This is a genomic window from Erythrobacter sp. F6033 (assembly GCF_023016005.1).
GTDB lineage: Bacteria > Pseudomonadota > Alphaproteobacteria > Sphingomonadales > Sphingomonadaceae > Erythrobacter.
Window position 1 is genome coordinate 1 of record NZ_JALKAZ010000002.1, and the last position, 15,028, is coordinate 15,028.

Annotated in this window: 16 protein-coding genes and 1 tRNA gene; 6 read left to right on the forward strand and 11 right to left on the reverse strand. The window is 56.8% G+C overall.

Translation table 11 applies throughout. From position 1 onward, the window contains the following. Nucleotides 1-36: 36 nt before the first annotated feature. The 4 genes from MWU39_RS11995 to MWU39_RS12010 form a co-directional block, all read right to left on the reverse strand. Nucleotides 37-2,262: a PBP1A family penicillin-binding protein gene (locus MWU39_RS11995; protein ID WP_247160375.1), complete on the reverse strand. Its 2,226-nt coding sequence runs from the start codon at nt 2,260-2,262 to the stop codon at nt 37-39. 93 nt (nt 2,263-2,355) lie between these two features. Continuing rightward, complete coding sequence (gene msrB / locus MWU39_RS12000) at nt 2,356-2,760, reverse strand: peptide-methionine (R)-S-oxide reductase MsrB (RefSeq protein ID WP_247160376.1); 405 nt, start codon at nt 2,758-2,760, stop codon at nt 2,356-2,358. Nucleotides 2,761-2,813: 53 nt separating this feature from the next. Then, nucleotides 2,814-3,485, reverse strand: coding sequence for a glutathione S-transferase family protein (locus tag MWU39_RS12005; protein ID WP_247160377.1), 672 nt, complete (start codon nt 3,483-3,485; stop codon nt 2,814-2,816). A gap of 66 nt (nt 3,486-3,551) precedes the next feature. Then, nucleotides 3,552-3,920, reverse strand: coding sequence for a hypothetical protein (locus MWU39_RS12010; protein ID WP_247160378.1), 369 nt, complete (start codon nt 3,918-3,920; stop codon nt 3,552-3,554). Between the two features lie 123 nt (nt 3,921-4,043). On the opposite strand from MWU39_RS12010, the gene MWU39_RS12015 reads away from it, so the two are divergent. Both MWU39_RS12015 and MWU39_RS12020 read left to right on the forward strand, forming a co-directional pair. Continuing rightward, nucleotides 4,044-4,436, forward strand: coding sequence for a VOC family protein (locus MWU39_RS12015; RefSeq protein ID WP_247160379.1), 393 nt, complete (start codon nt 4,044-4,046; stop codon nt 4,434-4,436). A 99-nt stretch (nt 4,437-4,535) separates the two neighbouring features. Further along, on the forward strand, nt 4,536-5,234 hold the full coding sequence (locus MWU39_RS12020) for a hypothetical protein (RefSeq protein ID WP_247160380.1): 699 nt from the start codon (nt 4,536-4,538) through the stop codon (nt 5,232-5,234). 28 nt (nt 5,235-5,262) lie between these two features. Here MWU39_RS12020 and metW read toward each other — a convergent pair whose 3' ends face one another. Together metW and MWU39_RS12030 are read right to left on the reverse strand one after the other, a co-directional pair. Continuing rightward, complete coding sequence (gene metW, locus MWU39_RS12025; protein WP_247160381.1) at nt 5,263-5,850, reverse strand: methionine biosynthesis protein MetW; 588 nt, start codon at nt 5,848-5,850, stop codon at nt 5,263-5,265. After that, nucleotides 5,847-6,944, reverse strand: coding sequence for a homoserine O-acetyltransferase (locus MWU39_RS12030; protein ID WP_247160382.1), 1,098 nt, complete (start codon nt 6,942-6,944; stop codon nt 5,847-5,849). Before MWU39_RS12030 ends, metW begins: the two co-directional genes overlap by 4 nt. 93 nt (nt 6,945-7,037) lie before the next feature. Between MWU39_RS12030 and hisC the strand changes: the two genes are divergently transcribed. Both hisC and MWU39_RS12040 read left to right on the forward strand, forming a co-directional pair. Next, the gene (gene hisC, locus MWU39_RS12035; protein ID WP_247160383.1) at nt 7,038-8,141 is read left to right on the forward strand and encodes a histidinol-phosphate transaminase; all 1,104 of its coding nucleotides are present in this window, start codon (nt 7,038-7,040) and stop codon (nt 8,139-8,141) included. Then, the gene (locus MWU39_RS12040) at nt 8,138-9,040 is read left to right on the forward strand and encodes a prephenate/arogenate dehydrogenase family protein (RefSeq protein WP_247160384.1); all 903 of its coding nucleotides are present in this window, start codon (nt 8,138-8,140) and stop codon (nt 9,038-9,040) included. Before hisC ends, MWU39_RS12040 begins: the two co-directional genes overlap by 4 nt. Here MWU39_RS12040 and MWU39_RS12045 read toward each other — a convergent pair. Genes MWU39_RS12045 through ftsE form a run of 4 tightly spaced genes read right to left on the reverse strand, consistent with a single transcriptional unit; the run spans nt 9,037 to nt 11,958 of the window. After that, the gene (locus MWU39_RS12045; protein ID WP_247160385.1) at nt 9,037-9,714 is read right to left on the reverse strand and encodes a lysophospholipid acyltransferase family protein; all 678 of its coding nucleotides are present in this window, start codon (nt 9,712-9,714) and stop codon (nt 9,037-9,039) included. The two genes, MWU39_RS12040 and MWU39_RS12045, sit on opposite strands and share 4 nt — an antisense overlap. Nucleotides 9,715-9,725: 11 nt before the next feature. After that, nucleotides 9,726-10,256 carry a YdcF family protein gene (locus MWU39_RS12050; RefSeq protein ID WP_247160386.1) on the reverse strand — a complete coding sequence of 177 codons (531 nt, stop codon included), beginning with the start codon at nt 10,254-10,256 and terminating at the stop codon, nt 9,726-9,728. An 11-nt stretch (nt 10,257-10,267) separates the two neighbouring features. Next, the gene (locus tag MWU39_RS12055) at nt 10,268-11,224 is read right to left on the reverse strand and encodes an FtsX-like permease family protein (RefSeq protein ID WP_247160387.1); all 957 of its coding nucleotides are present in this window, start codon (nt 11,222-11,224) and stop codon (nt 10,268-10,270) included. Next, the gene (gene ftsE, locus MWU39_RS12060; protein WP_247160388.1) at nt 11,224-11,958 is read right to left on the reverse strand and encodes a cell division ATP-binding protein FtsE; all 735 of its coding nucleotides are present in this window, start codon (nt 11,956-11,958) and stop codon (nt 11,224-11,226) included. The genes MWU39_RS12055 and ftsE overlap by 1 nt, the downstream gene beginning before the upstream one ends. Nucleotides 11,959-12,124: 166 nt before the next feature. Between ftsE and MWU39_RS12065 the strand changes: the two genes are divergently transcribed. Then, entirely contained in the window at nt 12,125-13,030 is a 906-nt protein-coding gene (locus MWU39_RS12065) for a zinc-ribbon domain-containing protein (RefSeq protein WP_247160389.1), read from the forward strand. A gap of 109 nt (nt 13,031-13,139) precedes the next feature. Then, nucleotides 13,140-13,226 (forward strand) — tRNA-Leu (locus tag MWU39_RS12070). A gap of 651 nt (nt 13,227-13,877) precedes the next feature. Here the strand turns inward: MWU39_RS12070 and MWU39_RS12075 are convergent. Further along, nucleotides 13,878-14,762, reverse strand: a complete 885-nt coding sequence (locus tag MWU39_RS12075; RefSeq protein WP_247160390.1) for a cupin domain-containing protein — start codon at nt 14,760-14,762, stop codon at nt 13,878-13,880. Between the last annotated feature and the right edge of the window lie 266 nt (nt 14,763-15,028).

Genomic DNA, 15,028 nt, shown 5'->3' on the forward strand with positions numbered 1-15,028 from the left:
CTCAGCGCCCTTCTCTTTGTTTACTTTCAGGCCCCGCTATCGCGGCGGCGGCTGAGCCGGAGGCGGCCTTTGCTGACTCGGTTCGAGAATGCCCGGAGGAGTGCCTCCGGTCGGGTCGGGCGGCAACGCGCCTCCAGTAGCCCGCTCAAGAAAGTCCTCGCTCACGGCAGTCGGGGGCTCCTCTGGTGCCGGCGCATCAGGCCGTTCGCCGTCAACATCAAATGGATTGTCTGAAGGGTCACGGCGTCCGGGCTCAACCAGATTGCCTTGCTCATCGATAAAGTAATAATCGTCGGGATCGCCGAACAGATATTCCTCATCGGGTTCCAAACGCCATTCGGGCAGATTGAGCTCAGTATCAAACTTCTCGACAGCGCGGTCTTTTACGGCGTAGCGCATATAGGCGGCGAAGGCGCGGGCAGGTGCGCGTCCACCTTGCAAGCCGGGAACAGCCTTCGCATCATCGCGGCCCATCCAGACGCCAGTCGTAATCCCTGATGAAAATCCGACAAACCAGCCGTCTTTGTTTGAACTGGTCGTTCCCGTTTTGCCGGCTACAGGCCTGCCAATCTGGGCCGCACGGCCCGTACCTGTTTGAACAGCGGCTTGCAGCAGATCAGTCATTCCTGCGACGACATAATCTGGCACCAGAGCCGTGTCTCGCGGCTTCTCTCGCTCATAGAGCAGCTCTCCGCTGGCTGTCGTCACTTTGAGAATACCGTATGGCTCAACCGATTTGCCCTTTGCAGAGATAGAGGCAAAAGCGCGGGTCATCTCGATCAAACGGACTTCGGATGAACCGAGAACCATTGAAGGATAGGTGGAAACAGGCGAGCTGACGCCAAAACGCCGCGCCATTGACGCAACCGTACCAAAGCCGACCTCATTACCCAGCTGTGCGGCGACGGTGTTGATCGAATAAGCAAAGGATGTGCGCAGGCTTGTCTCGCCAACATTGCGCCCATTCGAATTGCGCGGGCTCCATCCATCAATCGTGACAGGCGTATCAACCACGCGGTCGTCTGGTGTGTAGCCCGCTTCCAGTGCTGCCAGATAGACAAACAATTTCCACGAGGAACCGGGCTGCCGCATCGCATTGGTAGCGCGGTTGAAATTGGTTTCGACATAATCGGTGCCGCCCACCAGCGCGAGAATTGCGCCATCACGATCGACACTGACCAGCGCCCCCTGTGATCCGTCCGGCGTGTTGGATGCAATTGATGCGGTCGCAGCGCGCTGCATACCCACATCAAGTGTCGTCCAAACCTCGATTGGTGCGAATGTTTCGGGCAGCAGAATATCGAGCTGCGGGAGCGCCCAGTCGGTAAAATACCGCACCGAATTTTGCCCCGACTGCTGTTTCAGCTCAACAGTATCAACATCGACTGAAGCCTGCTCAGGAGTGATATAGCCCTGCTCTCGCATCAGCCGTAAAACCACTTTGGCGCGGTTCACCGCCGCTTGAACATCCGCAGTTGGGGAATACCGGCTTGGCGCTTTCACAAGACCGGCGATGATCGACGATTCGGCAACGCTCAATTCCCGCGCCGGGTGGCTAAAGAATTTGCGGCTCGCGCTGTCGATGCCATACGCACCGCCGCCGAAATAGACTTTGTTCAGATACAGCTCGAGGATTTGTTCCTTCGAGAATTTCCACTCTAACGCCATCGCCAGAACGGCTTCACGCGCCTTACGATCAAAGGTACGGTTCGAATTGAGGAACACGTTCCGCGCCAACTGCTGCGTGATTGTGGACGTGCCGCCAACCCGCGACCGCGAGCCCGTAATCCCTTCGACAACTGCGCCGGTCGTCCGGATCGGGTCGACACCGTAATGCGAGAAATATCGCTTATCCTCGACGGCGACCATCGCGTTTTTCATGTTGTCGGGGATGTCATCGTAATCGAGCCATTCGCCAAAGCTCGGGCCGATCTCGACGATCTCGCTACCATCGCGCGCACGAACCAAAATGGTCTGCGCATTTTGAGTGGATTTCAGCTGGTAGAAACTCGGGATAGACTGCGCGGCGAAGCCGACTGCAAAGGCGAGGAAAATTGCACCGAGCAAAGCCGCAGCTCCGCCCCAAAGCGTGAGCCGTTTTACCCACCGCCAAAATGCTGACCCGCCTCCAACAGCAGCAGCTTTCTTTGGCTTCTTGCGCTTTTGAGAACGCGAGCCAGACCGCGACGAAGCACGCTCCGCCGCCGCTCGGCGAGAACCGCGCTTGCCCTTGTTTGTCACACGGTCACCGCGTTTCGACATTATTGCTCATTCAGCCTGTTCATACTTCCTCGCTGCTCTTGCATAGGCAAGTTGTAACGCCGCGTGAACACTGGGGCCCAGGCTTATCCGTGCTTATCCGTCTTTCTCGAAATCGAGCGCGGCGGAATTGATGCAATACCGCATGCCACCTGCCTCTGGCGGACCGTCGGGAAAGACATGGCCAAGATGTCCGCCGCAATTGGAACAGAGCACTTCAGTGCGGATCATGCCGAACGATACATCGCGCTTTTCTTCGACGGTTTCACCCTGTGCAGGCTTCGTAAAAGCAGGCCAGCCGCATCCGCTATTGTACTTCGAATCGCTGGCGAACAGCACCGCCCCACACCCGGCGCAGGCATATTCGCCTTCTTCGTAGAACTTGTCATATTTGCCAGTGAATGCGCGCTCGGTGCCCGCTTCGCGCAGAACATGGTATTGTTCTGGCGAGAGCTTCTTGCGCCAATCATCGTCGCTTAGTGTTTTGGGATCGTCAGTCATTCATGTGTCTCCATCACACCATAAATGGTGCGGGCGACAACATGTTCCAACCCTCAACCATCGACCAATGCGTAATGCGCAGGCGGTTTGATCACGTCCATACGCTCGGTAAGAAGCGGCCGGAAGCTTGGGCGGCTCTTGAACACTGCGTACCAGCCGCGCGTTTGTTCGTGCCCCGTCCAATCGATTCCGCCAAGGTAATCCGCCACAGAAATCTGCGCAGCCGCGGCAAGGTCTGCCATGCTCATCGTTGATCCGGCAAGCCAAGGGCGATTGTCGATCAACCAATCCATGTAGTCGAGATGACCGTGAGCCATCTTCATCGCTTCTCGCAAGGCGCGGCTATCTGGTGGCTGGCGCAGTACAATCCGCTTCTTCATCCGCTCTGACAAAAGCGGCGCGGTTACATCGTTGTAGAAGTTCTCATCGAACAAGGCGGTCAAGCGGCGGATTTCGGCGCGGCCAGTCGCGGTGCCGTTGATCATCGGCGAGCGGTCCACAGTCTCTTCGAAATATTCGCCGATCGCCCGGCTATCCGCGATCACCACATCCTTTACCTCGTTCACCAGAACAGGTGTGCGGCCAGCCGGATTGAGGTTGTAGAACAAGTCAGATGCTGCCCACGGGTCTTCGCGCACCAATTCGTACGCAATGTTCTTCTCACCCATCAGCAAGCGGATTTTGCGACTAAAAGGACAGAGGGGGAATTGATAGAGTTGCCACATTACACCTTATCCAATGCCCGAATTTGGCAGAGAAATCCATCGCAATACGCTGCGGTGCACAACTATTCAGACGCCGGAGGAATCCAGCATGACAAGGCATGCTGGCATAACCTTCTGAACCTCTCCATTGTCGGCGAGACGCTGCGCTTCCTTGCCAACCAAGTCCGCGATTCCATCCCGGTCGAGGCCGGTTTCATCCATCATTTGAGCCATTGAGCGAACAAAGAACTCACGCCCTCGGGTGGTGACATCAGGCCATTTCAGGGCATCTTCGTGGCCGTTCGCTTGACCATACGAGATCAAGGCAAACGCTGCCGAACAGCGCAGAACGGCTTTGCTCTCTTGCGAGAGTTTAGTCGCGGCGGCCGCGTTATCAGGCGTCGTGGCCTGCGCAGATACGCTCAAAAGCGCTGCGCTAATCAAGGTTGTCATCATAACCCACTCACTAGCACGGGCGATGTGAACCGCACACTACAGGTTGCATTTCAGGATTGGTTCTTGCCGCAAAGATGCGCCTCGCTTACTCAAAGCGTCCATCCAAGAGAGGAGATTCCCCAAATGCTTAATCACATCATGATCGGCAGCAACGATATCGAGCGCTCCAAGGCGTTCTACACCAAGGTGCTTGGCGTGCTCGGCGCAGGCGAGCCGATGGCTCACGTCAACGACACCGGCCAAACCCGTTTGTTCTACATCCATAACGGCGACACGTTCTCGATCAGCGAGCCGATCAATGGCGAGCCCGCCAATTGCGCCAACGGTTTCACTATCGGCTTCAAGTGCGACTCGCTTGATCAGGTGAAGGAACTTCACGATGTCGCCGTCGCCAATGGCGGCACCACATGCGAAGACCCTCCCGGCCCGCGCGAAGGCAGCATGGGTGTGATGAACCTTTGCTACTTCACTGATCCAGACGGCCACAAAATCTGCGGCATCCACCGCCCGGGCTAAACGCCAATAACGGTTGATAGTCTCACGGGGTCTCGCTTATCGACTGGCGAGACCCCGTGAGAAACAAACGCTTACCCAACTGTTCAAAGGATCAAATTCATGAAAATCCGTGCTACATCGAAACCTGTGTCGCTCATTGTTGCTTTATCGCTTGGGCTTACCGCTTGTGGCGGGGATAGCGATGCAGAAAGCACGACCGGCGGCGATCGCTCTTCAAGTGATGACGCAGCGTCCGGCGCGGCCTTCACGCTGGAAGACAACGGATTGGACATTTGCTTTAAAGCGGCGGCGGAGAAACTTGGCGCGAACACCAAAGTGGCCAGCCTTTCGACGAATTTCGGGGTCGGCGAAAACCTTGAGCAATACACTGTGGTGTCAACGGAACCTGGCCAGTTGAAGAGTTGCTCGTTGGACTACCAAGACCCCGAAAACCCGAATAAGCTGCTGCGCACGGATATGGATGTCGCAACTGGAGAGTTTAAAGCGCCTCAGCCTGTTGAAATCAGCGTCATGGGAAATGCTGCTGATTTCAGTCTGGAGAATATCGTCGTGCCTCTATCCGACATCAAAACAGCCGGATTTGCCGGAACTGTTGATGGAGCCAAAGCGCAGCTGGATGAAACCTTCAGCAGCCATGCTTTATCGAGTGTCCGTTTATCGGGGCCAAACCCGGGCCGTGCAGAGCACAGCATTTCTGTTGATTTTGTGGGCCGGCTCAAATCCAACGACATCCTTGACCAAGGAAGCATTGCCTTCGCAGTCGATGGCAGCCAGCTGTACAATAATATCGGTAAGTAAGCCTGATCGCCTCCACGGGTCGTCGCCCTCAGCGGCTCAGCTGAAACACCGCAAATTCGGCGCGCCAGTTTGATGCTGGTGCGCCGATTTGTTTTTCGCCGGAGAAAAACCACTCGCGTTCGATCTTTGCGCCCTTCGCTTTGGCAAGTTCGCGGAAGTCGTCGATCGTCACGTGGTGGATGTTGGTCGTCTCATACCAGCTTACTGGCAAAGCCCGTGTAACCGGCATCCGGCCACCAAACATCAAAGCGGCGCGCGTGCGCCAATGGGCAAAATTCGGGAAGCTGACAAAAGCCTTCGTTCCGACCCGCAGCAGTTCATCAAGGATGAGATCGGGACGAACCGCCGTTTGCAAAGTCTGGCTGAGAATTGCGTAATCGAACGCCTTGTCGGGATAATTCACGAGATCGGTGTTCGCATCGCCCTGAACCACCGAAAGTCCGCGCGAAACGCAGCGTTCGACCAGCTGCGGGCTCAATTCCATTCCGCGCGCATCGACGCGGCTGGCACTTTCCAGTTCAGCCATCAAAGCGCCGTCACCGCAGCCGATATCCAGCACCCGTGAGCCGGGCGCAATATGAGCCGCAATCGCGGCGAGATCTGGACGCAAACTCATCCGATAAAGCCCTTAATCACGCGGTCCAATTGCTCGTGCGGGAGCAAGAAGCTGTCATGGCCATTGGGCGCGGACAATTCGACGAAGCTGACTTTTGCTCCCGCTGCATTAAGCGCATGAACGATGTGCTGGCTTTCTGATGTTGGATAAAGCCAGTCGGTATCGAAGCTGACCAGACAGAACCGTGCCGAAGTGCCCTCGAATGCATTGGCGAGTTTCCCGCCGTGCTCCTCCGCAAGATCGAAATAATCCATGGCGCGAGTGATATAGAGGTAGGAATTTGCATCGAAGCGCTGGGTGAAGCCGCTGCCCTGATAGCGCAGATAGCTTTCGACCTGAAAATCCGCGTCAAAACCAAAGCTCTTGCTGTCACGGTCTTGCAGGCGGCGACCGAATTTCTCCGTCAGCCCCTCTTCGGAAAGATAGGTAATATGCGCGGCCATGCGGGCCACCGCGAGGCCGTTATCCGGCGAGGCTTCGCCGGCGTAATAATCGCCATCTGACCAGGCGGGGTCGGCCATGATCGCTTGCCGACCCACTTCATGAAACGCGATATTCTGAGCCGAGTGCCGCGCAGTCGATGCAACTACGAGCACACGCGCAGCGCGGTCTGGCCAGTTGGCAGCAAGGCTTAAAGCCTGCATCCCGCCCATCGAACCTCCGACGACCGCGTGCAGTTCTTCGATACCCAGCCCATCGAGCAATGCCACCAATCCGCGCACCATGTCGCGGATGGTGATGACCGGGAAACGCATCGCATAGGGCGCGCCTTCGCTCGCCTCGCTCGCGGGGCCAGTCGACCCCATGCAGCTGCCGATCACATTGGCACAGATCACAAAGTAGCGATCCGTATCGATATGTTTGCCGGGCCCGACCATGCGCTCCCACCAGCCGGGTTTACCAGTGATCGGATGGTCACTGGCGACAAATTGATCGCCGGTCAGCGCGTGGCAAATCAGGATCGCATTCGACTTATCATGAGCCAGTTCACCATAGGTTTCATAAGCAATCTGGGCGTCAGTGAGCACCTGACCGCTATCAAGCGGTAGGTCATGCGGGATCGCATGAATTTTCGATGGCTCTCCGGCGTTCATAGGCGAAGCGGATTGGGCGAGCGCCGCCGCCCTGTCAATTGCTCTGTTATTGCCCTGTTATTAAACGCGCGAAGCGGTTATCGCCCACCCGCTATGACGACGCAGCCAGAACCCAAACCGTGGATCCTTGGCATTCACGCCTACACGCCGGGCAAATCCACCGCGAGCGATGGCCGCGCATTGGTCAAATTGTCCGCCAATGAAAACCCGCTAGGCTCTAGCCCGGCGGCAATGGCGGCGATTGCCGAAACACGCGCAGAGGCGGCGACCTATCCTGATCCCGGCGCACATGAATTGCGCGAGAAACTGGCCGAACTGCACGGCTTGGATGCAGACCGCATCGTGTGCGGAACAGGCTCGGACGAGCTGCTCAACCTCGCGGCTCAGGGGTTTGCTGGGCAAGGCGATGAAGTGCTGTTCAGCCGTCACTCCTTCGCGGTTTACGATATCGCTGCACGGCGCTGCGGCGCGACGCCAGTAGAGGCCGACGACCGCGATTTCATCGCCGACGTCGATGCCTTGCTCGCCGCAGTGACAGAAAAAACCCGGGTTGTGTTTCTCGCCAACCCCAACAATCCGACAGGCACATGGATCGCGCCATCCGAAGTCGAGCGGCTTCATGCTGCATTGCCATCGAATGTGTTGCTCGTGATCGACGAAGCCTATGCCGAGTATCTCGATCCAGATTTGCAGCATGTAGGTTTCGATCTTGCCGCAGCGCACGACAATGTCTTGGTGACACGGACATTTTCGAAAATCTACGGGCTTGCCGCAGAGCGGATCGGATGGGCGACCGGTGCGCCCGGCCTGATAGACGTGCTCAACCGCATCAGAGGCCCGTTCAACGTGACTGTAAGCGGTCAGAAAGCAGCACTGTCGGCGCTCAGCGACCAGAGTTTTGTTAACGAAAGCCGCGCGCACAATACGTCTGAGCGCGCGCGTTTCGCAGAGGCTATTGCGGCGCTCGGCAATCACGGCCTTTCGGTTGTGCCAAGCGAGGCCAATTTCTTGCTCGTGGAATTCGCAGGCGATGTCACTGCCGTGGCTGCGCTCGATGCAATCGCAAAGGCTGGTTATGCGGTGCGTCACTTGCCCGAACCGGGACTGAAACATTGCCTGCGCATCACCATCGGCAAAAGCGAAGATATGGACCGAGTCACCGCAGCCCTGCGCGAATTATGCGGAGAGGCAGCATGATCAGCAATGTTGCGATTATCGGCCTTGGATTACTGGGCGGCTCAATCGGCCTTGCCATCGATGAACTCGCGCCAGAGATCACTACTACCGGCTATGATCGCGATCCGGCAACGCGCGCCGCAGCAGCCAAGCGGAACCTTGTCGGTACGGTCTGCGAAACAGCCGGTGAAGCGGTCGCCAACGCAGATCTTGTGATCCTGTGCGTGCCCGTTGGCGCGATGGAGGATGCCGCGCGTGAAATGGCTGATGCTCTCCCCAAAAACGCAATCATCAGCGATGTCGGCTCTTCGAAGCAAAGCGTGGGTGAAGCTCTCGCCAAGGCTCTGCCAGATCACACCATCATCCCCGCGCACCCAGTTGCGGGCACCGAGCAAAGCGGGCCAGAAGCAGGCTTTGCCTCGCTGTTCACCAATCGCTGGTGCATTCTCACTCCGGCGGCTGACGCCAATAAAAATGCCGTCCAATCGCTCAGCGAATTCTGGACGAAGCTCGGCGCGAATGTCGAGATTATGGATGCCGAGCATCACGATCTCGTCCTGGCTGTGACCAGCCACATTCCGCACCTTATCGCCTTTACGATCGTGGGCACCGCCAGCGACCTTGAAGAAGTCACGCGAAGCGAGGTGATCAAATATTCCGCTGGTGGCTTCCGCGATTTCACACGCATTGCGGCCTCCGATCCAGTGATGTGGCGCGATGTGTTCTTGTCTAACAAATCAGCCGTGCTGGAAATGCTGGGCCGTTTCTCAGAAGACCTCACCGCCCTACAACGCGCGATCCGCTCAGGCGACGGCGATACGCTGCATGAACTCTTCAGCCGCACCCGCGCGATCCGGCGTCAGGTGATCGAAGAAGGGCAAGATGATGATCGGCCCGACTTTGGACGGGAAGATCATTAGTTCAGAGCGTTAAGCGCTGCGTGCGCGCGCGCTTCAACCTCGTCACGCGGCAATCCAGCCGGTATGGTTTCACCCACATGATACGTGATGGTGCCCGGCTGTTTGATGATCCGGTTGTAAAGCGGTCCGCTGTTCACCGCGACCGGCACGACTGGCAGTTTGAGCAATTTATAGATACCCGCAAAGCCCGATTGCAGCGGCGGTTTCTTGCCATGTTCAACGCGCGTCCCCTCAGGGAAGAGCACCAGCGGGCGCCTCTCCTCAATCCGCTTGCGAGCTGTAGCAATCATCGCACGCAGCGACTTGGCTCCGCCGTCGCGAGCAACCGGAATCAGGCCGTAAACCTTCGCCGAAAACCCCCAGCCCGGAATCGCGAACAATTCTTTCTTCGCAAAGACCGTCGGAAAGGCAAACAAGCGCGGCATATCAATCGCCTCGAAAAAGCTCTCATGCTTCACGAGGATCAGCACCGGTTCGTCCGGGATCACACCTTCCTGCACGATTTTAATTCCAAGCAGGTTGGTGACGCACCAATGATGCCACACGCCCCATGTTGCCACGACATACCGCAAACGGTTCCGGCCAAATGGAATGGCGAGCACCGACGCGACCACAAGAATGGCCGAAAACCCGTAAAAGGCGGGGTAGAACAAAAGGCTGCGTAGAATCGCCACGATGTGCGCCATTAGAGGCCGATTAGGCCGGACGTCCAGCTTGCTAGCAGCTTATGGTATTCAAGAAACAACGATCCGAAGCTCGGCTCTGATGGAACGGCATCACGGATAACCTTCACACCGTCAGGCAATTTGCGAGACAGCTCGCCCGCCGCACGCCGCATATGCCAATCTGTTGTGACCAGTCGAAGCGAAGACACCTCATTGTCTTCGACCCATTGGGCGATTTCCGAAGCGTTTCCGCGCGTGTCCACCGCTGCAAAGCCCAGAGTGATACAGCATTCGAGCATCTCTTCATCGACATCGAATTGCGCAACAAATTCCGCTGGTTTCACCTCACGGTCTACACCGCTGACCAACATCCTTTTCGCGAGGTCTGCATCCAATACCGCCAGACCCTGAGCAATGCGTCCCTCGCCGCCGGTCGGCACCACAACGGCATCGGTTGCTATGTCATCTGCCGGTTGCGGCAGCGCGACGACAAACCACAGGAAGCCGATAGCCCACAGCAGAAAAATTGCGGAGATAGAACGTTTGATCACAGGATAGAGACTTACAACATCGACCTGAGAGCAACCTTAATGGTCACGCGCGCGGTCAACAGCGCCAAGAGCACTCCAGCAATCGGGATTGCCGCGATGATAAGCCAGTCGCTCCATGCCAGACCACCTCCGCCAATCATTCCGCTATCCAGCGCTGCAAACTGCTGACCAAGCAGCCAGACTGCGGCGATGCCCAACGCTAGGCCCACCAGCGATCCAAAGGCTGCATCCCTAACAACCGAGCGTTGAAAAATCCGCGTGACCTGTGCGTCTGTTCCGCCAAGGAGGTGGATCACTTCCACCGTCTCACGATGGTTGGAAAACGCGCTGCGGGCCGCCAACCAAACGGCCGCTCCGGTGGCGAATGCCACCAGACCGATCAGAGCCAAGGCCAGATATTGCAGTGCGGCCAGCGCATCATAGACTGGCTTCAACCAGTCGGACTGCGCATCAACGCGGGTGCCTGGCACAGCTTCATCCAGCGCGGCCTGCAAACCTTGAACTTCGCTCGCCGATGCGTTGCGGGACAATTCGACATCTATCAAAGCAGGGACAGGCACATCGTCGCTGCCCGCTGCCGCGCCGAGCCATGGTTCAAGCAACGCGTTCAGTTCCTCTTCGGGAACGACGCGCACTGATGTGACCAAAGGTTGATCTGCCAACGTTGCTGCGGCGCGCGCCGCCAATGCATCGCGGCGCTCACCGTTGGCCTCGATAATCTGGACTGTGACCGCGCCAGAAAGATCCGCGCGCGCATTTTCTGCTAGGTTGCGCAGCGACAGCCCTCCCGCTGCCGCGATAACGACCAAAGCGATAAGGATGGCGATGACCCAAGGAATCGGTCCGCCAAATTTTGTCTGCGGCAGCAAACGAGCTGCCAATCCGCCGCGCATCTTCGGATAGTCCGGATGATCGGCAGGCTTGGCACTCTCAGTTGCCGTTTGTTGGGGAAGTGGCGGCGTCCCCATCACCCGCCCTTCTTGCTGTTTTCAGGCCGAGGAGGGAATTTCAGAGCGCCGGTCGGGTCTGAAAGCCTGCCCTTGTTGAGCCGCATGATCAGCGAATCCGGCACTTTCTTGAGCAAATGCACATCGTGGGTCGCCACCACAACAGTTGTGCCGACGCGGTTATTGAGCGCCTCAAACAGACGCAGCAATTTAAGCGCCATTTCAGGATCAACATTGCCCGTCGGCTCATCGGCGATCAGCATTTGGGGACGCGCAATAACCGCGCGAGCAATCGCCACGCGTTGCTGTTCACCGCCGGACATTGTCGCCGGGATCGCTTGCGCGCGGTGGGACAAGCCCACCCAATCAAGCATATCGGACACCGCTTTGATCACTTTGGTTTCGTTCGTTCCCGCCAGTCGAAGTGGCAGAGCGACATTGTCGAATGCAGAGAGGTGCTGAACCAGGCGAAAATTCTGGAACACCACACCAAGCCGTCGCCGAAAATCGGGCAATCGATCACGCGGAAGAGTGATCATGTCTTTGCCGAACATGCGGATCGCGCCGCGCGATGGTCTCTGCGAAAGGTAAAGCAGCTTCAACAGGCTTGTTTTGCCAGCGCCGCTTGCACCGGTGAGGAAGTAGAAACTGCCCGGATAGAGCGTGAAGCTCAGATCGCTCAAAACCTCTGGATCGGTGCCATAGCGCAGCCCGACATTGTCGAATTTCACTATTTCACTCGGGCGATCATTCATGCGGCGGGCTTATCAGCGGCTCTCGTCTCGGGAAAGCGCGCAATGAGCGATTTCACCGCAGAAACCGCCAAGGGGGCGCTCCAATGTGGAAAAAAGCACGCTATTTCATCGTTCGGGCCTGCTTACTCTTGTGCGCGTACCCGCCATCCTTAATGCAAATGACGCAATGATAATTTCCTGCCCCGCCTGTTCGACCCGGTATGTCGTGCCCGATACCGCAATCGGCGCCGAAGGTCGCACAGTCCGCTGTGCGAAGTGCAAGCATAGCTGGTTTCAGGATTCCGAACCGCTCGATCTAACGCGGCCCGTAGAAGAAAACGCAGTGAAGGCTGAGCCGGCGCAGGCTGAGAAGCCAATACCAGCCGCGCCGACGAATGACGCCGCTGATGCAGGACCATCGATCAGCCATTGGCGCACCGAAGATCGTGAGGACATTACGAGGCCATCGGCGCCGGCCGATGTCGAAACATCTTCTGTATCCGTGCCTGAGCCTGAGCCTGAAATTTCAGAACCACCGGTCCACAGTGCTTTTGACGACGATACAGATCCGCTCGCCGATCAAAGCATCCCGGATGAGGCCTTTGACGACAGCGAGTATGACGACGAGCCATCACAGTTCGACTATGTCCCGCCGTTTCGTGCACGCCGCAATCCGCTGAAAATGTGGACGATAGCCGCTGCGGCATTTGCTTTGATGGCAACCGGCACCGTTGTTGCTGTCAATTATTACGGCCTGCCCGACTGGTTCCCGCTCCAACGCCCGACATTCGGCATTGGTAAGCCCGACCTCACTCTCGACTTTCCAGCTGCCGAACAACGGACCGAAACCCTTGAAACCGGGGAAGAGATTTTTCGGGTTGGCGGGACGATTACAAATTCCGGCCGCGAATCGACCACAGTGCCAAGTTTGCTCGTTGTGTTCAGAGACGAGCGTAAGCGCAATGTTGGGACTTGGGTAATCGTCCCTTCGAAGCGCGAGCTTGCACCGGGTGAGAGCCTGAATGTGACCGAAGCAATCGCAGATATTCCGGCATCGGCGACCGAAGCAGAAATCGGCTGGTCGCCAGCCTAACCTTTAATAATCGCACGGGGCGCTCAAACCACTTGCGCCGCGTGATACCCCTTGCTAGTGGCGCGCTCCTACCAAGCGGGGCCATTCACATCGCCCCTGCTGACTGTGTGCGGTCGTGGCGGAACTGGTAGACGCGCAACGTTGAGGTCGTTGTGGGCTAACGCCCGTGGAAGTTCGAGTCTTCTCGACCGCACCAAACAGTCCAAAGTGGGCTTTGATATCGGTCTACAACCGTTTCAGCCCAGACCATTTCATATTGCCGCCTTAGAGCCCGCTATTATCGTGTCGCTCTTACCCACGCGAATTTTGAGATAGTCAGCATTCTCATCGGCACGTCCCGGAATATCCTTGCGGCCTAGATGTTGGACGGCCTTGGTTAAACCCAGTCAACGTTCCGGTCACCGATGTCGTTAAACATCCTCCGCCTCGCGTGGTCTCAAAATCCCAATCAGCTGAGCTGCGCAGTGAAATCACAGTCTTGATGAGTTATTCGCGATACCAGCGCGACTGGATGATCGAGAGGCAGCCGCGCGCAAGCATGCCCAACGGCTCTTTCGAGTAGCTAACACATACGAAGTTCAGTTTGAGATCGGACCCAGCATAAAAGGCGCGCAGATCACCGAGACAACTTCGATTTATCGTTGCGGGGAGGAAGGTTGAAGATCAATCGGCTGCTGTCACCGCGCGATACGCGAGCAAGCTCATAGGAATGGCGTCGAGATGCCCGTCCATGCACCGATATCGAATGGATGTCAGCTCGATCCACTGCCTCTAATGTCGCGACAAGCGGTTTGGACGACGATGTGACCGACTTTCCACCTCGCCGTTTCACTTCTGGATCAAGGATTTACAGTAGGTCGTCCGCAGATTTCGAGAAAAGCTGCCCGAATGAATTCGTCATGTGTTCTCGTGCCCGAGCTCGCATCATTTGCTGTGCGGCTTCACGCAAAGCATCGAGGTCGGAAATTCTTCCAAGCCAAGAAGAAGATTCAATGCCGGCAGGCCGGGAATGACCTTGATGGCCTGCGTCCAATACCGAAGAGCGAAACGTTTCGTCTGTATCACCAAGGTCTTGTACCAGTTCCGAAATCACATCGAACCATGTCAAGGGAAGCAAGTTAATGACCAGATGAAGGGAATCCCGTTCATTGGCCATCGCATGGTGGACATGACCGCGAGGAATGAACAACGCATCGCCGACCCGGGTTGTATGCTCACTGGCATCAATGAACTCAAAGCTTTCCGGTCGTGCCTCGGACTGTCTTGGATGAGCGTTGGCCGTCTGTGCGAAGCTGTCGACTTTCCACTTCTTGGTGCCGTGAAGTTGTACTGCCAGCACATCGCAAACATCGATATGGCTGGGCGTCGAGCGAGCACCCGCCGGGCTGTACATCGCGGCAATGGTTACGTTGAAGTAACCCGTTTGCGCCAGAGTTGCCGCCAGCTCGCGAAGGCGCTGGTCCATCAACTCAACTCGTTTGACGTAGATGCTGGTCTTCGACGCCTTCAGATGTATGAGCGTGTCCAGATTAAGCGACCCATTGGGTCTGATCGCTTTCGACCAAGTGTCGCTGCAGGGACCTTCCCGGCCATTCGCATAGAATCGAATTTCTTCTTCATTGCGCCACCGATGGTCGCGCAACAATTCAAAAAATGATTTCAGACAAAAATCATTGCCGGGCAGGAGCTTGTCCGACAGGAAAGCAGTCTTTCCCTCGATGTGGCTTCGCACGATTTTCTCAGCTGACTCTGCAGAGCAAAGGCCGTTAAATAATCGTGGCGAAAGCGCGATTTTATCGACGTCAAATATCCCGGAATTCTCAGCCTAGAAGCACCAGAGACTGAGCCTCCAACTGGGCTCAGGACATTTGGAGTATGCTAGGGAACTCTGATGGGTCCGGGAAGGGACCAGTCGCTGTACCCGCGATATCAAGGACATGCAGTTCAGGCTTCTCAAACGGCTTCTTGCTAACAGTTTGCTCTTCGGTGCTCGTTGCC